At 70.4% G+C, this 19,458-nt stretch carries 16 protein-coding genes; 8 read left to right on the top strand and 8 right to left on the bottom strand.

The window, feature by feature from the left end:
* Nucleotides 1–3: 3 nt before the first annotated feature.
* The gene (locus SD455_RS08635; RefSeq protein ID WP_445507836.1) at nt 4–1,476 is read right to left on the bottom strand and encodes an aspartate aminotransferase family protein; all 1,473 of its coding nucleotides are present in this window, start codon (nt 1,474–1,476) and stop codon (nt 4–6) included.
* Between the two features lie 172 nt (nt 1,477–1,648).
* Between SD455_RS08635 and SD455_RS08630 the strand changes: the two genes are divergently transcribed.
* Nucleotides 1,649–2,977 carry a PucR family transcriptional regulator gene (locus SD455_RS08630; RefSeq protein ID WP_445507835.1) on the top strand — a complete coding sequence of 443 codons (1,329 nt, stop codon included), beginning with the start codon at nt 1,649–1,651 and terminating at the stop codon, nt 2,975–2,977.
* Here the strand turns inward: SD455_RS08630 and SD455_RS08625 are convergent.
* Nucleotides 2,960–3,889, bottom strand: coding sequence for a LysR family transcriptional regulator (locus SD455_RS08625; RefSeq protein ID WP_237090179.1), 930 nt, complete (start codon nt 3,887–3,889; stop codon nt 2,960–2,962). The genes SD455_RS08630 and SD455_RS08625 overlap by 18 nt on opposite strands.
* Nucleotides 3,890–4,061: 172 nt before the next feature.
* On the opposite strand from SD455_RS08625, the gene mmsB reads away from it, so the two are divergent.
* The 4 genes from mmsB (at nt 4,062) to SD455_RS08605 (ending at nt 8,885) form a co-directional block, all read left to right on the top strand.
* Complete coding sequence (gene mmsB / locus SD455_RS08620; protein WP_445507834.1) at nt 4,062–5,045, top strand: 3-hydroxyisobutyrate dehydrogenase; 984 nt, start codon at nt 4,062–4,064, stop codon at nt 5,043–5,045.
* Nucleotides 5,046–5,050: 5 nt separating this feature from the next.
* Nucleotides 5,051–6,592 carry a CoA-acylating methylmalonate-semialdehyde dehydrogenase gene (locus SD455_RS08615; protein ID WP_445507833.1) on the top strand — a complete coding sequence of 514 codons (1,542 nt, stop codon included), beginning with the start codon at nt 5,051–5,053 and terminating at the stop codon, nt 6,590–6,592.
* An 84-nt stretch (nt 6,593–6,676) separates the two neighbouring features.
* Entirely contained in the window at nt 6,677–8,278 is a 1,602-nt protein-coding gene (locus SD455_RS08610) for a GntP family permease (protein ID WP_445507832.1), read from the top strand.
* A gap of 202 nt (nt 8,279–8,480) precedes the next feature.
* Nucleotides 8,481–8,885, top strand: a complete 405-nt coding sequence (locus SD455_RS08605) for a hypothetical protein (protein ID WP_445507831.1) — start codon at nt 8,481–8,483, stop codon at nt 8,883–8,885.
* Nucleotides 8,886–8,985: 100 nt separating this feature from the next.
* Here the strand turns inward: SD455_RS08605 and SD455_RS08600 are convergent, their stop codons facing one another.
* A complete protein-coding gene (locus tag SD455_RS08600) occupies nt 8,986–10,416 on the bottom strand; it encodes an LLM class flavin-dependent oxidoreductase (protein WP_311025155.1) in 1,431 nt (476 codons plus the stop codon).
* A 338-nt stretch (nt 10,417–10,754) separates the two neighbouring features.
* On the opposite strand from SD455_RS08600, the gene SD455_RS08595 reads away from it, so the two are divergent.
* The 3 genes from SD455_RS08595 (at nt 10,755) to SD455_RS08585 (ending at nt 13,816) form a co-directional block, all read left to right on the top strand.
* Nucleotides 10,755–12,002: a hypothetical protein gene (locus SD455_RS08595; RefSeq protein WP_445507830.1), complete on the top strand. Its 1,248-nt coding sequence runs from the start codon at nt 10,755–10,757 to the stop codon at nt 12,000–12,002.
* A gap of 16 nt (nt 12,003–12,018) precedes the next feature.
* Nucleotides 12,019–13,212: an ATP-binding protein gene (locus SD455_RS08590; protein WP_445507829.1), complete on the top strand. Its 1,194-nt coding sequence runs from the start codon at nt 12,019–12,021 to the stop codon at nt 13,210–13,212.
* A gap of 112 nt (nt 13,213–13,324) precedes the next feature.
* Nucleotides 13,325–13,816 (top strand): GNAT family N-acetyltransferase, encoded by a 492-nt coding sequence (locus tag SD455_RS08585; RefSeq protein ID WP_070161846.1) that lies wholly within the window; start codon nt 13,325–13,327, stop codon nt 13,814–13,816.
* Between the two features lie 93 nt (nt 13,817–13,909).
* Here SD455_RS08585 and SD455_RS08580 read toward each other — a convergent pair whose 3' ends face one another.
* Genes SD455_RS08580 through SD455_RS08560 form a run of 5 tightly spaced genes read right to left on the bottom strand, consistent with a single transcriptional unit; the run spans nt 13,910 to nt 19,410 of the window.
* The gene (locus SD455_RS08580; protein ID WP_085437842.1) at nt 13,910–15,313 is read right to left on the bottom strand and encodes an LLM class flavin-dependent oxidoreductase; all 1,404 of its coding nucleotides are present in this window, start codon (nt 15,311–15,313) and stop codon (nt 13,910–13,912) included.
* Nucleotides 15,310–16,626 (bottom strand): acyl-CoA dehydrogenase family protein, encoded by a 1,317-nt coding sequence (locus SD455_RS08575; protein ID WP_083277721.1) that lies wholly within the window; start codon nt 16,624–16,626, stop codon nt 15,310–15,312. The genes SD455_RS08580 and SD455_RS08575 overlap by 4 nt, the downstream gene beginning before the upstream one ends.
* Complete coding sequence (locus SD455_RS08570; RefSeq protein ID WP_085437843.1) at nt 16,623–17,549, bottom strand: MetQ/NlpA family ABC transporter substrate-binding protein; 927 nt, start codon at nt 17,547–17,549, stop codon at nt 16,623–16,625. Before SD455_RS08570 ends, SD455_RS08575 begins: the two co-directional genes overlap by 4 nt.
* Entirely contained in the window at nt 17,546–18,457 is a 912-nt protein-coding gene (locus tag SD455_RS08565) for a MetQ/NlpA family ABC transporter substrate-binding protein (RefSeq protein WP_445507828.1), read from the bottom strand. The genes SD455_RS08570 and SD455_RS08565 overlap by 4 nt, the downstream gene beginning before the upstream one ends.
* Entirely contained in the window at nt 18,454–19,410 is a 957-nt protein-coding gene (locus SD455_RS08560) for a MetQ/NlpA family ABC transporter substrate-binding protein (protein WP_445507827.1), read from the bottom strand. Before SD455_RS08560 ends, SD455_RS08565 begins: the two co-directional genes overlap by 4 nt.
* Between the last annotated feature and the right edge of the window lie 48 nt (nt 19,411–19,458).

Genomic DNA, 19,458 nt, shown 5'->3' with positions numbered 1-19,458 from the left:
GGCTCAGCCCGCCGCACCGTCGTCGGCCGTACGGGCCACGTGGTCGTCGGCCACCGCGAGCGCGGCGTCGAGGGCGTCCAGACCGGTCAGCGCGTCCTCCGCAGAGATGTTGATCGGCGGGGCGATGTGGATGCGATTCATATTCGTGAACGGCAGCACCCCGCGGTGCTTCGCCTCCGCCACGATCCTCCCCATGACCTCCGGGGTCTGCCCGTAGGGAGCCAGCGGGGCCCGGGTCTGCCGGTCGGCCACCAGCTCCACCGCCCAGAAGGCGCCGAGCCCGCGCACGTCGCCGACGCTCGGGTGGTCCTCCAGGAAGCGGGCCGCCCGTGGGCCGATGACCTCCTCCCCCAGCCAGCGCGCGTGCTCCACCATGCGCTCCTCGCGCATCGCCGTGATGGTGGCGACGGCGGCGGCCGCGGCCAACGGGTGGCCCGAATAGGTCAGTCCACCCGGGTAGGGGGTCTGCGCGAAGCTGGAATAGATCGCATCGTCCATGGCCACGCCGCCCATCGGCACGTAGCCGGAGGTCACGCCCTTGGCGAAGGTGACGATGTCCGGTTCGATGCCGGCGTGCTGGTGGGCGAACCAGGCGCCGGTGCGCCCGAACCCGACCATCACCTCGTCGATGATCAGCACGATGCCGTGCTCATCGCAGAGCCGCCGCACGCCCTTGAGGTATCCCGGCGGAGGCACGTAGATCCCCGCGGTGCCGGGGACGGGTTCGAGGATGATCGCCGCGATCTGGTCGCCGCCCTCGTAGGCGACGACGTCCTGCAGATGCTGCAGCGCACGTTCGGCCTCCTGGTGGTCGTCCTGCGCGCCGAAATGGGACCGGTAGGTGTAGGCGGGCATGAAGTGCACGACGCCGTCGGCGGCGTGGTCGGAGGGGAGCCGGCGGGGGTCCCCGGTGAGGTTGATCGCCAGCTGGGTACCCCCGTGATAGGAGCGGTAGGCGGAGAGCACCTTGTGTCGCCCCGTGTGCAGCCGCGCCATGCGGACCGCGTGCTCGTTGGCGTCGGCACCCCCGTTGGTGAAGAACACGTGCTGGATGTCCTCGGGCAGCAGCTCGGTGATGAGCCGCGCGGCCTCGGAGCGGGCGATGTTGACGTGCTGCGGCGCCACGGTGCACAGCTCGGCGGCCTGCTCCTGGATGGCCCGCACGATGGCGGGATGCCGGTGGCCCGCGTTGGTGAAGATCAGCTGGGAGGTGAAGTCCAGCAGCCGGTTGCCGTCCCCGTCCCAGATCCAGGACCCCTCGGCGTCCAGGATCGTCATGGGGGTGATCTTCTCCTGGGCGCTCCAGGAGTGGAAGACATGCTGTCGGTCCAGGTCATAGGCTCGCCGGCCGGCGGCCAGGCGCTCGGCGCTGATCGGGTCACCTGCCGGAGCACCTGACGCCGGAGCACCTGTTGCCGGAACACCTGATGCCGGTGAGCCGGACGCCTGGGAGTCGGAGGTCTGCGTGTGGTTCATCGTCGCCTGTCACCTTCCGTGAGGGGGGGGTCTTCTCCCGCCGTGCGACGTCGGCCCCGGCATCACCGGAGCCGCGACGTCCCGTGCGGTCCATGGTTCCTTGCGGAGAAGCCCACCGGAAGGACCAGGATGTGAGACACATCACCTTGTTTTCTTACATACTGTCAAGACCATGCCTGCTCTCGATCATGCCGCCGTCACCCTCCACGAGGCGCTCACCCTGCCCCCGATGGCCGCCGGCCGCCCCCAGCTGCTCAGCCCCGGCGTCTCCTTGGAGCACCCGGTCCGCTGGGCCCATGTCATCGGCGAGCCCCGCCCAGGTCCCCTGCTGCAGGGCGGGGAGCTCATCCTGTCCACCCTGCCCCTGCTGCATGAGGGGCGTCAGGACCTGGAGGAGCTGCTGCGCGGCTATCTGGAGGATCTCGACGACGTCGACGCCGCCGGGCTCGCTGTGGAGGTGCTGCCCGAGCGCCCCCGGCTGGCGGCCGCGCTGGAACGGGTCTGCGCGGAGCGCGCCGAACGCCCGGACGCCCACACCCTGACCCCGGTGCTGCGGTTCTCCCAGGTGGTGCGATTCGTGGAGATCACGGAGCACCTGCACCGCGAGCTGGTCGCCCGCCAGCTGCGGACCGGTGGGCACGTCCGTGATCAGGATCCGCTGCTGGAGGCCACCAGCGCGCTGCTCGAGGACCTCGCCGCCGTCCCTCCGCTGGCCGAGGCGGTCGCCGTCGAACGCGCCCGCAGTCTGGGCCTGCCCTCCTCCGCTCGACTGATCCCCCTGGTGTTCGCGGTGGACGCCTCCGCGGGGGCGCTCCCGCAGCGCGGCTGGTCGCTGGAGGCGCTGGCCGGCGTCGTGCGCCAGGCCGGCGCCCAGCTGCACATGCCGCTGCTGGTGGGCAGCTGCCATCACCGCTCCCTGGCGGTGCTCGCCGCGGCTCCAGCCGGCATGGACGTCCAGCCTCCCACGGCACGGCTGTGCCGGGCGGTGGAGCGATCCCTGCGCCGACGGCTTCCCGAGGCGGCTCTGCGGTGCACCGCCGCGCTGGGCGAGCCCGCACAGTCACTGCACGGCGCGCGCCGAGAGCTGGACGCCGCCTGGGAGGTCGCCGCGCTGGCCGCGTCGCTGCGCGGCCGGGGCCGGCACCTCCGGCCGGCGGTCCCGGAGTTCTGGACCGCAGGGGACATCCGGCTCTGGGGAGTGCTCGCCGAGCTGGAACGGCGCGACGTCGTCGAACGGCTGCTCGCCCATGAGCTGCGCCTGCTGCGCGGCACCGACGCGGAGACCCGTGACCTGAGGGCGCTGATCGAAGCCCTGGTGCGCACGCGCGGCAGCAAGACGCAGCTCGCCGCCCGGCTGGGAGTCAGCCGTCCTACGCTGTACGCCCGGCTGGAGAGTCTGGAACGTCGCCTCGGACGCCCGCTGGACGACGGCGAGACGCTGACCACCCTGCATGTGGCCCTGATGCTCGAGGAGCTCTCCGGTTCAGACCTGCCCGACTGAGCGCAGCCGCTGCTCCGTGCGACGGCCGTGCTCGCGGAGCGCGGCGTAGACCGCCTGCACCGCAGGATTGCGCAGCGCCTCCTGCCGGCCCACCGCCCAGTAGGACAGGCGGTGGACATAGTGTTCGGGCAGCAGGTGGATCAGCTCCGAGTGGTGGACGGCCACGTAGTCAGGCAGCAGCCCGATGCCGGCTCCGGCGGTGGTGGCGGTGACATGGGAGAGCACATTGGTGGAGGCGATGCCGCGGCGCATGGTCGGCAGCCTCTGCGTGGCGCGGTCGAGGTCGTCGATGGTCAGCACCGCCTCCACGTAGTAGTTGAGCCGATGACCGGCCAGCTCGGAGAGGTCCGCCGGGCGCCCGTGACGGGCCAGGTACTCCTCGGTGGCGTAGAGCCGCAGCGCATAGTCCATGACGTGCTCGGCCTGCGCCCGGTGGATCTGCGGACGGCCGACCACGATCTCCAGGTCGAGGCCGGAACGGTTCTGCCGGGCCCGCTGGGTGGCGCTGATGAGCTCCACCGCCAGGTTCGGGTTGGCCTGCTGCAGCTCGGCCAGGGCCGAGGTGGCCAGATGGACGGCGAAGGCATCTGGGGAGCCCAATCGCACCACACCGGAGATGCGGCCGTCCTGCTCGCCGTCTCCGGCCAGAGAGGCCAGTGCGTCCTCCACGCGTTCGGCGGCCGCGAGCGCCCGCTGCCCGAGCGCGGTGACCTCCCAGCCGGACGGGGTGCGGGCCAGCACCCGTCCACCCAGGGACCGCTCAAGTCCGGCGATGCGCCGGGAGACGGTGGAGTGGTTGATGCCCAAGGCGTCGGCCGCGGCGGTGTAGCGGCCCAGCCGCGCCACGGAGAGGAAGGTCATCAGCGCGTCGAGATGCTGTGCCTGGGGCTCCCCGGAGGGGTGATCCGTCATGCGGACCAGTGTGCGCAGATGCACATTGTGCGTGCAATTTTCCCGGCCCATCGTGCATTGAAGCCGCAGGCGGCACCTCTTAGTGTGAGGCATGACACACCCGTGCGAGGGTTCCCGCACGGCGTGACCGAACCGGCACAGGAGGCCGGACCCACGACTCGAGGAGGAGCGCATGGCCACCTATGGATGGATCGGGCTGGGGAACATGGGCGGCCCCATGACGGCGAACCTGGTGCAGGCCGGGCACACGGTGCGCGGCTTCGACCTGGATGCCGGAGCCGCCTCGGCGGCCGCCGCCCACGGCGTGCAGACGGTGGGCACCATCGCCGAGGCCGTCGCCGGTGCCGACGTCGTGTTCACCATGCTCCCCAAGGGCGAGCACGTCCGGGCCGTGTTCGGCGGTGAGGACGGGATCTGGGCCACCGCCGAGAAGACCACCCTGCTGGCGGACTCCTCCACCGTGGACATCGAGACGTCGCAGCACTGCCATGACGAGTCCGCCGCCCGGGGGTTCCGCTTCGTGGACGCCCCCGTCTCCGGAGGGATCTCCGGGGCGGCCGCCGGCACCCTGGCCTTCATGGTCGGCGGCGAGGAGTCCGCGGTGGCCGACGCCTCGGCACTCATCGAGCCCATGGCGGGCAAGGTCATCGCCGCCGGCGGGCCGACGGCCGGCATCGCGGCGAAGATCTGCAACAACATGATGCTGTTCATCGACCTCATGGCCGCCTCCGAGGGGTCCCAGCTGGCCGAGCAGCTCGGGCTCGACCCGAAGGTCTTCTGGGAGATCGTCTCCGTCTCCTCCGGGCATTCCTGGGCCCAGCAGACCTGGTACCCGGTGCCCGGCGTCGTGGACTCCGCCGCCGCGAACCGCAACTATGACGCGACCTTCCGCGCCGACCTGGCGCACAAGGACATCAGCCTCGCCCTCGATGCCGGCGAGAAGACCGGAGTGCGTCTGGAGGCCGCGCAGCTGGCGCATCGCCGCTTCGAGCAGCTCATCGGTGAAGGCTACGCGGACAAGGACTGCTCCCTCATCGTGAAGTACACCTCCCCCGACGGCGGCGCCCCCGGGTGGGACGGGACCGGCACTGCCGGCACCGAGGGTTCCTCCGAGACCACCGGCGACGCCGCACCCGCAGAGACCAGAAAGGCCTGATATCCATGACCTCCACCACCCCCACGACCTCCCCCACCGGTGCCGCCGTCGGCGTCGACGGCGAGCTGCCCGTGATCGGACACATCATCGGCGCAGAGATGATCACCGACGCCGAGCGCCACTCCCCCGTGCGCAACCCCGCCACGGGGCATGAGACCGGACGCCTCGCCCTGGCCGACGCCGGGCGGGTCCGCGACGCCGTCGCCGTCGCCGCGGAGGCGCAGAAGGCGTGGCGCCGCACCGGCCTGGCCAAGCGCACCCAGATCATGTTCAAGGCCCGCCAGATCCTCGACGAGCGGCGCGGCGAGCTGGCGGCCACGATCACCGCCGAGCACGGCAAGGTGCTCTCCGATGCGAACGGCGAGATCACCCGAGGCCTGGAGAACGTGGACTTCTGCACCGGCCTGATGCATCATCTCAAGGGCGAGTACGCCGAGCAGGTGGCCACCGGAGTGGACGTCCATCAGGTGCGCCAGCCGTTGGGCGTGGTCGCCTGCATCACCCCGTTCAACTTCCCCGCCATGGTGCCGCTGTGGATGATCACCACCGCCATCGCAGCGGGCAACGCCGTGATCCTCAAACCCTCCGAGCGTGACCCCTCCGCGTCCCTGCTGATCGCCCAGGCCTTCCGCGACGCCGGACTGCCGGACGGCATCCTCAACGTGGTCCACGGCGACAAGGAGGCCGTGGACGAGCTGCTGGTCAACCCGGGCATCGCGGCGGTCAGCTTCGTGGGCTCCACGCCGATCGCCCGGTACATCTACTCCACCAGCGCGGCCCACGGGAAGCGGGTCCAGGCCCTCGGCGGGGCGAAGAACCACATGGTGGTCATGCCCGACGCCGACCTGGACTCCGCCGCCGACGCCGCCGTCTCCGCGGCCTACGGCTCCGCCGGCGAGCGCTGCATGGCGATCTCCGTGACGGTCGCCGTCGGCGACATCGCCGACGAACTCGTGGAGAAGATCCGCACCCGCGCCGAGGGGCTGAGCATCGGCGACGGCACCGACCCGGCCTCGGAGATGGGGCCGCTGATCACCCGCGAAGCGCTGGACCGCGTCACCGGCTATGTGGCCGGCGCCGCCGAGGAGTGCGCCACGGTGGTGCTCGACGGGCGCGAGAAGACCTTCGACGGGGAGGGCTACTTCATCGGTGCCTCCCTGCTGGACCACGTGAAGCCCGGCATGAAGGTCTACGACGAGGAGATCTTCGGGCCCGTCCTCTCGGTGGTCCGCGTGGAGAGCTACGACGAGGCCGTGGAGCTCATCAACGCGAACCGCTACGCCAATGGGACCGCCGTGTTCACTCGGGACGGCAAGACCGCCCGCGAGTTCGAGTTCGACATCGAAGTGGGCATGGTCGGGGTCAACGTCCCCATCCCGGTGCCCGTGGGCGCGTTCAGCTTCGGCGGCTGGAAGGACTCCCTGTTCGGAGACACCCACATGTACGGCCCGGAGGCCTTCAACTTCTACACCCGCCGCAAGGTGGTCAGCAGCCGCTGGCCCGAGCCCAGCGAGTCGCAGATCAGCCTGGGCTTCCCCACCCACTGAGGCAGGCACCCACCGGCGCCCCGCCCGTCCTCGCGGCGGGCGGGGCGTCGTCGTGTCTGCCCGCCCTGACCCTCAGGAGGACGTATGGCCTTGGGACTCCTCGGAATTCTCGTCTCGCTCGCGCTGCTCATCACCCTGGCCTATCGCGGGGTGACCATCGTGGTGGCCGCGCCGCTCTCGGCACTGGTGGCCATGCTGTTCTCCGGTGCCCCGATCCTGGCCAACTACACCGAGATCTTCATGCCTGCGCTGGCGAACTTCATCGGTCAGTACTTCCCCATGTTCCTCACCGGGGCGATCTTCGGAAAGCTGATGACGATGGCCGGGTACGCCACCGACATCGCTCGAGTGGTCACCCGCTGGCTGGGGCCGAAACGGGCGCTGCTGGCCACGGTGCTCACCACCGCCCTGCTGACCTACGGGGGCATCAGCGTCTTCGTGGTCGTGTTCGTGATGTTCCCCCTGGCCCGGGAGCTCTTCCGCGCCGCCGACATCCCTCGCCGGCTCATCCCCGGGGCGATCGCCCACGGCATGCTGACCTTCACCATGACCGCGCTGCCCGGTTCGCCCCAGGTGCAGAACATCATCCCGGGCCAGGCCTTCCAGACCACCACCTTCGCCGCGCCGGGCCTCGGAATCCTCGGCGGCACGATCATCTTCATCCTGGGCATGCTGTGGCTGGAGCACCGCAAGCGTCAGCTCACCGCCCGTGGAGAGCACTTCGCGGACCCCACAGCCCTGGAGCTGCGCAGCGGCGCCGGGGCCGACATCGGTGCCGGGGCCGCTGCGATGTCCGTCGGCGACGGGTCATCCTCCAGAGGCTCCGCCGGATCCTCCGCCGGGCAGACGAGGACCTCACCGGGGCCGGGCGCCACGACCGCCCACGACAACGGCACCGGCAACGGCACCGGCAACGGCACCGACAGCGGCAACACCAGCGACAGCGCCTCCCCCGCCCGGCCGGCCGCTCCCGGCATGCTGACGCCGCCCAACCATGTCTTCCCCTTCATCCCGGTGCTGCTGGTGTTCCTCATCAACTTCGGCTGCACCATGGTGCTGTTCCCACTGATGGACTGGGGCTACCTGCAGGACGAGCGCTACGGCGGCATCGGCCTGGGTGACCGGGCTGGCGCCTGGGCGGTGCTCACCGCCCTGGCCGGGGCCATCCTGGCGATCCTGGCGATGAACGCCCGGCACCTGCGCTGGATCCTGCAGGGCATCACCGACGGCGCCCGCAACGCGCTGCTGCCGATCTTCAACACGGCCTCCGAGGTCGGCTACGGCGCCGTCGTCGCCTCTCTGGCAGCCTTCGCGCTCATCCGGGAGGGGATCTTCGGCGTGAGCGAGAACGCCCTGGTGGCCTCGGCGGTGTCGACGTCGACGATCTCCGGGGTGACCGGCTCGGCGTCGGGCGGCATGACCATCGCGCTCAACGCGCTCGGCGAGGAGCTGCGGGACCTCGCGGTGGACCAGGGCATCAGCCTGGAGGCGATGCACCGCATCACGGCCATGGCCTCCGGCGGGCTGGACTCCATGCCGCACAACGGGGCGGTGATCACGCTGATCATCGCCTGCGGGATGACGCATCGCGAGTCCTACAAGGACGTCGGGGTCGTCTCCCTGGTGATCCCGGTCCTGGTGACGGCCGCGCTGATCCCCCTGGTGCTCACCGTCGGCAGCTTCTGAGGCCACCGACCCGTGCGCCGTCGCCCTCGTGCTCTCAGGGTGGTCTCAGGGTCGAATGGGGGTCGGATCCGGGTCGTGACCTGGTGACATGAGCCCTCCGCCGCCAGTAGTTTCGAAGGACCGGCGGGGCCGGAGACCGACGCTGGCACCAGCGTGGCCCGCCCGCCTCGACCACGGTCATGACGGAACGAAGGAGTTGACGATGGGACTGCTCTCACTGGGTGTCGGCATGGCCGTCGGCTATGTGCTCGGCACGAAGCACGGCAAGGAGGGCTTCGAGCAGGCGCGCAGGTCCGCCTCCGAGGCCTGGAACGACCCGGACCTGCAGGAGAAGATCCAAGACACGGTCTCCTCGGTGGGCGACACCGCCGGGAAGGTGGCCCAGGACGTGGCGGAGAAGACCCGACGCGCCGCCACCGCCGCCGCCGAGGCGGTCCGGCGGGGCGGTGCGGAGGCCGCGGAGACCTTCGAGGAGGAGTTCCACGCGCCGGAGACGGTGCCCTCCTCCCACGGGGACGTGGACAGCGACCCCGGCCTGAGCACCGAGAAGGAGGGCAGCGACTGGGCGCAGGAAGGCGGTGCCCCGGGAGACCGCGGAGGCGGCTGACCCGCCTGCAGCAGGTTGGGCCCGGAGGGATTGTCAGAATCACGGCGCTGACGCGGCGTGCAGCGACAATCCCTCCGGGCTCACCGCATAGTTGGGACCCTCAGACCTCGGCGGCCTGACGACGGCGCAGCTGGAACTGCGCGCCGTGGTGCTCCGCCGGCAGGTGGTCGCCGGCGCCGAAGAGCTTGTGCCGCAGCGTGCCCGGCGTGTACTCGGTCTTGTACCGTCCCAGCCTCTGCAGCGCCGGCACCACGTGCTCCACGATGTCCTCGAAGGTTCCGGGAGTGATGTGGTACGCCAGGTTGAACCCGTCCACGTCGGTCTCGTCCTGCCAGTCGGCCAGCTGACGAGCCGCCGACTCTCCGCCGCCGACGATCACCGGTCCGAATCCGCCGACGCCGACCCATTCGGCCAGCTGCCGGACCGTCCACGGCTCCCCCTCCCGGCCGGAGGCCTTCTGGAAGGTCTCCACGGTGGACTGGATGGCGTTGGACTCCACATCACCGATGGGCTGGTCGAGGTCGAACTGGCTCAGATCCAGCCCCATCCACCCGGACATCAGCACCAGCCCGCCGATCGGATCCACGTACTGGACCAGCTCGTCGTACTTGGCCTGCGCGGCGTCGTCGTCGGCCCCGGTGACCACCGTCTGCATGGCGAAGATCCGCACGCTGTAGGGGTCCCGGCCGGCGTCGACGGCGGCCTGCCGGATGCGCTGCACCGACGCCTTGGCCAGCTCCTTGGTGGGCGGGTTGATGAACACGGCCTCGGCGTGCTTGCCGGCGAAGGCCCGCCCCCGGGTGGAGGCACCGGCCTGGTAGACCACCGGCATGCGCTGCGGGGAGGGCTCCACCACGGAGATGCCGGGGGTCTTGAAGTAGCGGCCCTCATGCTCGATGCGGTGGACCTTGGAGGTGTCGGTGAAGACGCCGGCCTCCTTGTCCGCGACGACGGCGTCGTCCTCCCAGGAGCCCTCCAGCAGCTTGTAGACCACGTCCATGTACTCATCGGCGTGGTCGTAGCGGGCGTCGTGCTCCATCTGGTCGTCCTGGCCCATGTTCTTTGCGGCCGAGGGCAGGTATCCGGTGACCACGTTCCATCCGACCCGCCCCCCGGTGAGGTGGTCCAGGGTGCCCAGGCGGCGGGCGAACGGGTAGGGGTGCTCGTAGGCGGTGCCGGCGGTCAGCCCGAAGCCGAGGTGCTCCGTGACGGCGGCCATCGCGGAGACCAGCAGGAAGGGGTCGTTCACCGGCACCTGGGCGCCGGAGGACAGGGCGGCGTCCGGGGTGGCGGCGAAGACGTCATAGGGGCCCAGCACGTCGGCGATGAACAGCCCGTCGAACAGGCCCTTCTCCAGGGTTCGGGCCACGTCGGTCCAGTACGCCAGCGTGTTGTACTCGCGGGCCCGGTCCTCCGGGTGGCGCCACAGCCCCGGGGACTGGTGGACCACGCAGTTCATGTCGAAGGCGTTGAACAGGATCTCGCGCTGTCCTGCGGGGGTGGTCGGCGGCTGGGTGTGGCGGTCGGTCATCGGTTCCTCCTTGCGGGTCGCCGATGCAGGCGCTCGACGCGCAGCCCGGGAGCCAGGGTGCACGCGCCAGAGGAGCCCTCCATCGGTCCTGGCCTTAGCACCCCGGCGCTCCGGCATCCCCGCCCCGGGGCCCGACGGCGGCGCCGCGGGCTGGGGCTGGGTGTCCGGACCGCCTGTGTCACCGTGACGGTCGGGTTGCTGCGGCGTCGTCGAGCCAGGTCTCTCAGCCGCTCTGGATGGTACGGCCCGCACTCTACCGGCCTCCCCTGGACACGCACGAGGCCGGTGTCACATTCCTTCGCAGAGTTGGGCGCCTCCCGGCGGCTATCCTGGTGGGCATGGCCAGCCCCGGGAATGCTTCGCAGTCGACCGCAGACGGCGCCGCAGAGGACACAGCGCATCAGCACCCAGCGCATCAGGTGACAGCGCATGAGGACCCAGCGCATGAGGATGCTGCAGAGCACGACGACGACGCGGTCGCCGGTGACGACGACGCCGTCGAAGGCGACTCCGACGAACGCCCGGCCATGACCACCGACGCCGGCACCACGGCCCTGGAGCGGTTCATCACCGAGCACCTCGGGCCCCGCGTCGAGGAGCTCAACGCCATCCCTCAGGCCCCCGGCCACCAGGCGCTGCTGCGCCGGGAGCTGGCCCAGCGACGCATCACCGTCCGCGAGGTGTCACCCCACAACCACGTCCTGCTCTTCGGCGGCGTCGTCATCGGCGGCTTCGATCGCACCATGACCTCCCTGGTCAGCTCCAATGCGCGTCGAGTGACCCGGAACAAAGCGCTGACCAAGCGACACTTCGAGCTGCAGGAGATCCCGGTGCCGGCCGGACGCACCTTCAGCGAGGATGAGATCACCGAAGCCGCCAAATACCTGGGGTCGTTGTCCGGGCCGGCGGTGCTCAAGCCTGCGTCCGCGAAGCCCGGGCACGGAGTCGCCACACATCTGACCAGCGCCGAGGAGCTGCAGCAGGCCTGGCCGGAGGCGCTCGACGCCCGGCTGACCGGCGAGGCGCCCAGCAGGAAGCTGATGGTGGAGCAGTTCCATGACGGCCTGGACCTGCGCGCCTTCGTGGTGGGTGAGAAGCTCGTCTCCGCGATCGTGCGGGTTCCGCTGCACGTGGTGGGTGACGGAACCTCCGAGATGCACACCCTGCTGCAGCGCGATGCCGCACGCCGGCAGAGCCACGGCCACCTGGCCGCCCACACCCCGGCGGTCCAGGAGGAGGACCTCGCACCGATGGGCCTGTCTCTGTCCACGGTGCTGGAGCCGGGGCGGGTCGTGGTCCTCAATGAGGCCGCGAACCTGCGGGCCGGCGGCATCCCCGTGGACGTCACGGACCGCATCGGTGAGGAGCTTGCCGAGCTCGCCGTCGACGCGCTCTGGTCCATCCCCGGGCTCGGCGCCGCCGGGATCGACCTGCTGGTCCCGGACCTGGACAGCGCGGAGGGAGCGGTGGTGCTCGAAGCGGACATCAGCGCGAGCCTGGTGCCCCATCACTGCCCCGCCTACGGCAGCCCGCGGAACGTGGCCGGGGCGATCGCCGACGAGCTTCTCATGGCCGCCTCCCGGTGAGGATATCCTGAGAGCCATGCCCTCCAAGACCACCGCCTCCCCGGACAGCCCCACCGACGGCCTCGACGCCGCCCCCGCCGTCGCGACGCACGAGGGCGACGTCGGCATCGATGACGCCGGCTCCTCCTCGGCGACGCGGCAGGTGCCGGCGGTCCTGTCCGACTCCGCCGACGCCGTCGAGCGGTTCATCGTGGACCAGCTGGAGCCCCGGCTGGACCAGCTGCAGACCTGGAACGGCACCTCGCCGCATGACCAGCTGCTCGCCGCCGCCGCGAAGCGCAAGAAGATCACGGTGAAGAAGATCAGCGACGCCAACCAGCTGCTGTTCCTCTCCGGCGTGGTGATCGGTGGGATGGACGCGATCATCACCTCACTGGTCAGCCACCAGGCCCGGCGCGTCTCCCGGTCCAAGCAGATGACCAAGAAGTACCTGCAGGCCTCCGAGGTGCCCACGCCGAAGGGCCGGGCGATCAGCCCCACCGAGTTCTCCCGCGCGGTGAAGTATATGAAGGCTCTGGGCGGCCCCGTGGCGGTGAAGCCCTCCTCCGGGCGGGCCGGCAAGGGCATCAGCACCGCCGTGCGCACCGAGGGCGAGCTGCGCCAGGCCTGGCAGCGGGCCATGGCCTCCCGCTCGGCCACCTCCGACTCGAAGTACCAGATGATCGTGGAGGAACATCACCCGGGTGTGGACCTGCGGGTGTACGTGGTGGGTGAGCAGGTGGCCGGCGCGATCGTGCGCGTGCCGTTCTACGTGGTCGGCGACGGCGTCTCCACGGTGGGCGAGCTGGCGGAGACCGAGATCGCCCGACGGCAGGACAACGCCTACCTGCGGCCGCGCCAGCCGAAGGTCACCGACGACTTCCTGGCCCCGGTGGGGCTGAGCACCACGGATGTGCCGGCGGCCGGGCAGGTGCGTCGCCTCACCGAGATCGCCGACACCTCCCGCGGCGGAGGCCTCGCCGTGGACGTGACCGACGAGCTCCCCGACGCCCTGCGAGACCTGGCCGTGGACGGGCTGTGGTCGGTGCCGGGGCTCAGCGCCGCCGCCGTCGACCTGCTGGTGCCGGACCTGGAGACCGGGGAGGGCGCCGTCGTGCTGGACATCAACCCGTACGCGAACATCATGCAGTTCCGCTACCCGGCCTATGGGGAGCCGCGCATGGTGCACGACGCGATCATGGAGCAGATCCTGCACCGCGCCTCACGCTGAGTCGCGACGGCCCTCCGCCCCGGCGGTTCTGCACCACGACATCACGTCTGCACCGCAAGATCTGCTGAGGCAGACGTGATGTGGTGGTGCAGAACGGCGAGGAGGAGTGGGAATGGACGACGACGGCGGCAGCGTCAGGACACACGTGCGGCGGGCAGGCCCAGAGGACGCGGGGATGGTCGCCCGGCTGCTGGACGACTTCAACACCGAGTTCGGCTCCCCCACGCCCGGGGCCGCCGTGCTGGCTGAGCGACTGCGGCGGCTGCTGGGGTCCGAGCAGACCCGCGCCTGGCTGGGCTGGCAGGATCCGGGCGGCGCCCCGGACGGGGTCGCGCTGGTGACCCGCCGCCCCAATGTGTGGTGGGACGGTCCGGTGGATCTGCTCGACGAGCTCTACGTGGTGCCCCCGCGTCGATCCCAGGGGCTGGGAGCGCGGCTGATCGCCGCGGTGCTCGACGACGCCCGCGCCGGCGGCGTCACGCTGGTGGAGGTCCCGGTGGATGCGCCTGACGCCGACGCCCGACGGTTCTACCGGCGGCAGGGATTCCAGGAGATCGACCCCGAGACGGGAGACCACGCCCTGCTGCTGTGGCACCAGATATGAACTCCCGACGCCGGCACCGCGGCCATGCCCAGTGAAACCACGGTGCCGACGTCGGAAGGGTCTGTGAGGAGCGCCGGTCAGACGCTCAGCCAGTCAGGACCCGGCGGGAGCCGCCTCCGCTCGGCTGCCGAGCCGGCGGGCCGGATGGTCCTCGGCCAGGTGCGGCCCTGCACCGCCGAGCTGCTCCCGCAGGGTCACCGGGGTCTCCGGACGCTCGGCGAGCAGTCCACGGCGCTGCAGCTCCGGGGTGATCAGGTCTCGGAACCGCTCGAAGTCGGCGGGCCGCACCGCGGCGGAGACGTTGAACCCATCCACCCCGGTGATGGTCTGCCAGCGTTCCAGCTCGTCCACCACCTGCACGGGGTCCCCCACGATGAGCGGGCCGCGACCGCCGATGGAGATGAACTCCGCGGCGTCGCGGACCGTCCACTGCTTGGTCGGGTCCTTGGTGAACATGGCCAGGGCGGACTGGTTGGCCTCGGTCTGCACTTCGGCGATGACGTCGTCGTCGTCCAGACCGGACAGGTCGACCCCGGTCCAGCCACCGAAGAGCGTGAGCGCGGCCTCGGTGTCCACACAGCTGCGGTACTCCGTGAGCCGGTCCTGCGCCTCCTGCTCGGTCTCGGCGACGACGATGGTCACCATGGCGAAGAATCGCACCGACTCCGGCTCGCGCCCGGTGTCCGCCACGGCCTGCCGCGTGGAGGCCACCTGCTGGGCGAGCTTCTCCGGCCGGGAGCTGATCACGAAGATCGCCTCGGCGTGGTCGACGGCGAACTGCTGCCCGCGCGCCGAGGAGCCCGCCTGGAACAGCAGCGGGGTCCGTTGCGGGCCCGGATGGGTGAGCATCTCTCCGGGCACGGAGAACCAGCGGCCCTGATGCCCGACCGGGTGGATCTTCTCCGGGTCCACGAAGACGCCGCGCTCGGCGTCGGCCACCACGGCATCGTCCTCCACCGAGTGTTCGAAGAGCCGGTACATGACCTCCAGGTACTCGTCGGCCCGGTCGTAGCGCTCGTCATGGGGGATCTGCCCCTCCATGCCGAGGTTCCGCGCGGCGGAGTCCTGGTAGCTGGTGACGATGTTCCAGGCGATGCGCCCGCCGGTCAGATGGTCCAGCGTGGCGAAGCGCCGGGCCAGCAGGTAGGGGGCCTCATAGGTCACCGAGGCGGTCAGCCCGAAGCCCAGGTGCGTGGTGGCCGCCGCCAGCGCGGGCACGATCACCTGCGGGTCCAGCAGGGGGTACTGGACTCCCCCACGGGCCGCGGCGTCTGCGCTGCCCCCGTAGACGTCATAGATGCCGGGGACATCCGCCAGGAACAGGCAGGAGAATCCGGCGTCCTCGACAGTGCGGGAGAGCTCGGTCCAGTAGTCCAGGGAGTCGAAGGCGGTGATGCGGGAGTCCGGGTGCCGCCACAGCCCCGGCGACTGGTGGACCGGCACCAGCATGTCGAAGGCGTTGAACAGCATCGGACGGGCTGCGCCGGACCCGGTCATCGCTGGGCCCCCTTCGCCTCGCCGATGGCGTTGAGCCCCTCCGGCAGCGTGCCGTTGATCTCCCAGTCCCCGATGGACCGGGCCCGGAACACGATCGGGTTGTGCGTGGCGACGGTCTGCGCGTTGCGCCAGTGCCGGTCCAGCGCCTTGGTGCGCAGCGTCGCCGAGGCGCCCACGGTCTGGAACAGCTCCTGGGTGACCCCGATGACGATCTCCGGCACGGTGACCTGCGCCTGCTCCACCGCGATCTCGGCGTCGTAGACGGCGCCCGGAAGCTCACCGTCGAAGCCCAGACGGTGGGTGCCGACGGCGAACCCGGCCTCCAGGGAGCGGTCGTGGATCCGCGCGACCTCCAACACCGTGGACTCGGCGGCGAAGGCCTTCGCGGACATGGTGCCGATGATCTGCTGGATCAGCGGGTCCTCGCGGAACAGCTGCCCGGAGCCGGAGGTGTTGAAGGTGCGCGTGCGCTTGGCCACCAGCGCGACGGCGTCGGCCACCGCGGCCTTCGCGATGCCGACCTGGACGGCCAGCAGGTACAGCTGGAAGAACGCGGCTTCGTGCACCGCCTCATGCGAGCCCGGCACGCGGTCCAGCACGGCGACGTCCTCCACCGGGGCGCCGTGGAATCGGGTGGTGCCGGTGCCCGTGAGCTTCTGGCCGAAGCCGTCCCAGTCGTCGATGACCTCCACACCCTCGGCATCGGTGGCGACGACGGCGAACCGACGCCCCTCCAGCCCCGGCCGGGAGGCGGAGACCCGGGTGTAGTCCGAGAAGATGGTCCCGGTGGAGTAGAACTTCTCCCCGTCCAGGCGCCAGGTGCCGTCCTCGTCCTGGGTGAGCACCGTGTTCAGCGTGCCCAGGGCGTTGCCGCCCTTCTCCGTGGACGCGTTGCCCACGGTCGCCCCGGCCAGGACCCGCGGGTACCAGGCCTGCTGGATCTCCTCGGGCTGGAAGCGCAGCGAGTCCACGAACCCGAAGTGTCCGCGGTACAGGTGGGCCACATTGGAGTCGACGGCGGCCAACCGGATCACCTGGCGGATCAGGTCCTCCACGCTCCCGCCGGGGCCGCCGAATTCCCGGGGCACCCGCAGGGCGCCGAAGCGCGCCTCGTCCAGGAGCCGGACAGGCTCATGAGGCAGCTCGCGGGCCAGCTCCCGGTGCACCGCTCCGGAGGCGATGGTCTCCAGCAGGCTCTCGGGCAGCTCGACGCCGGAGTGCGGCGCCTCCACGCCGCGCCCGCCGCTGGTGCTGGTGCTGGTGCTGGTACTGGTGTCAGTGCTGGTCTCGATGCTCGTCGTCGTGGTGCTCATCGGCTGTTCACGTCCTCCCAGGCGGCGTGGATGTCGCGGTCGAAGGCCGGGGTGAGGATCCCGTCCAGGTAGTCGCCGTACCAGGCGGCGACCTCGTCGTCGTGATAGGCGCTCTTCAGCGCCTCGTACTTCTCCGGCTCCTCCTCGGCGAAGCCGGGGCGGGCGCAGACCGCCAGGGCGAAGGGCAGCGCCTCGTCCGCGGACTCCATGATCAGGACCTCCTCCGGCATGACGTCCACCTCGGCGAGCAGTCGGGCAAAGCCGAAGACGGCGTCCACGTCTGGGTAGATCTGACCGACCGACTGCTGGTCCACCTCCACGAACTCCAGGTCCAGCGGATTCGCGGTGATGTCATGCACGGACAGGGCCGCCACATGCTTGGACTCGTCGATCTCGATCAGCCCGCCGCGGGCCAGCAGCCGGATGCCCCGGCCGTTGGTCGCCGTGTCCACCGGCAGGGCGATGCGCGCCCGCTCCGGGATGTCCTCGAGCGTGTCATGGACGGCCGAGTAGATCCCCGAGGGCTGCTCGAACATGAAGAACAGCGGCTCGATGTCCAGGTCGTTGTCCTCGTTGAACTGCCGCAGGTAGCTGATGTTCTGGAAGAAGTTGACGTCGTATTCGCCGTTGGACACCGCATGGTTGGGCTGGATGATGTCGGTGACATAGGTGGCGGTGACGTCCCAGCCGTCCGCGGCGAGGATCTCCTCGGCGATCTTCGTGGGCTCCTGGAACGGCGGGGACTCGGTGACGATCAGCCGCAGGGTGCGGTCATTTCCGAGTGCCCCGGCGATCCCGCAGCCCGAGGTGAGGCTCCCGACGCCGGCCAGAGCGGCCATGCCCAGTGAACCGCTGAGCAGCCGGCGCCGGGAGAGTCTGGTGTCTGCGGCCGCTGGCGAGCGCCGCAGGGTGGGGGCGGTCATGCGGAGATCTCCGCCCAGGCGGCGTCGACGTCGACCTCGAAGGCCGGGTCGAGCACGCCGTCGAGGTAGTCGGCGAACCAGTCGCGGACCTCTTCGGACTGGTAGGCGCGCTCCAGCGCCTCGGCGGCCTCGGTGCCGGCGAAGTCCGGGGCGGCGGCCACCACGCAGGTGAAGGGCAGGGCCACGTCCTCACCTTCCAGGGCGAGGGTGTCCTCGGGGCCCAGGCCGATCTCGGAGGCCAGGCGCAGGAAGGCGAAGGCGGCGTCGACGTCGTCGATGCTCTGCGCCACGGACTGCTGATCGACCTCCACGAACTCGAGGTCCCGCGGGTTCTCGATGATGTCGCGCTGGGACAGCTCGGTGACCGGGACCGATTCGTCGATCTCCAGCAGCCCGGCGTCGGCGAGGAGCTTCAGGCCGCGCCCGTTGTTGGCGGTGTCCACCGGCAGCGCGATCTGGGCGCCCTCGGGCAGATCGCCCAGCTCGCTGTGCTCACTCGAGAAGAGCCCTCCGGGGGCCTCGTAGACGGCGAACACCGGCTCGATGTCCAGGCCGTGGTCAGAGTTGAACTGGTCCAGGTAGGCGAAGTTCTGGAAGAAGTTCGCGTCATACTCACCCTGGGCCACCACCTGGTTCGGCTGGATGATGTCGGTGACATAGGTGGTCTCCAGCTCCCAGCCCTCCTCGGCCAGCAGATCCTTGGCGATCTCAGTGGGCTCCTGGAAGGGCGCGGACTCGGTCACGATGATGCTGATGGTGCGGTCCTCGTCCCCGACGGCGTCGGCCAGCCCGCAGGAGGTGAGGCTCCCGACGGCGGCCAGCGCGGCGATGCCCAGTGCACCGCGCTGGAGCCGCCGCCGGGAGAGTGTGGGGGCCTGGGAGGGACGGCCGATGGTGCTGCGGTTCATGCGGTGAAGTCCTCCCAGATCGGCTCGACGGTGTCGAGCGTGAACTCGTCGGTGAAGTCGATGGCGCCGTCGAGGTAGTCCTCGAACCACTGCTGGACCTCCTCGGACTGGAAGGCCTCCTGCAGGGCGGCGGCCTTCTCGGTGTCCTGGAAGCCGGGCGCCCCGGCGACCACGCAGGTGAAGGGGATGCGGACGTCGTCGTCGTCCTCCAGGATCAGCGCGGTCTCGGCGACGTCGTGGCCCGCCTCGGCGACCAGCCGCGCGAAGGCGAAGCCGGCGTCGACGTCCGGCAGGGTCTGTGCGGCGGACTGCTGGTCGATCTCGATGAACTCGAAGTCCTTCGGGTTGTCGATGATGTCCCGCTGCGAGAGCTCGGTGACCTCCTTGGACTCGTCGATCTCCAGGACCCCGGCGTCGGCGAGCAGCTTGATCCCGCGGCCGTTGTTCGCGGTGTCGACCGCCAGGGCGATCTGGGCGCCGTCGGGGAGGTCCTCGATGCTGTCATGCTGCAGCGAGAAGATGCCGCTGGGCGCGTAGTAGACGGAGAACGCGGGCTCCACATCGGTGCCGTTGTCCTGGTTGAACTGCCGCAGGTAGGCGATGTGCTGGAAGAAGTTGGCGTCGTACTCCCCCTGGGCCACCACCTGGTTGGGCTGGATGATGTCGGTGACGTAGGTGGTCTCCAGCTCCCAGCCGTCCTCGGCGAGGATGTCCTTGACGATCTCGGTGGGGTCCTGGAAGGGCGCCGACTCGGTGACGATCATGCTGATCGTGCGGTCGTCGTCGCCCACGGCGTCGGCCAGCCCGCAGGAGGTCAGGGTGAAGGTCCCCACTGCGGCGAGTCCGCCGAGCAGCAGGCTGCGGCGCCCGAGCGGGGAGGAGGCGAGCGAACCGGTGGCCCCGGTCAGCCCGAGCGCGCCGGAGACGCCGGAGGATGTCAGTGTTCTGGGCATGTCACAAGCTTTCGTTGTCAGGGTGCAGCGACCTGCACGCCGGGATGG

It is taken from the genome of Nesterenkonia sp. K-15-9-6 (genome assembly GCF_052656005.1).
The sequence above is the reverse complement of the archived record's forward strand: the minus strand, read 5'-3'. Positions and strand labels throughout refer to the sequence as shown.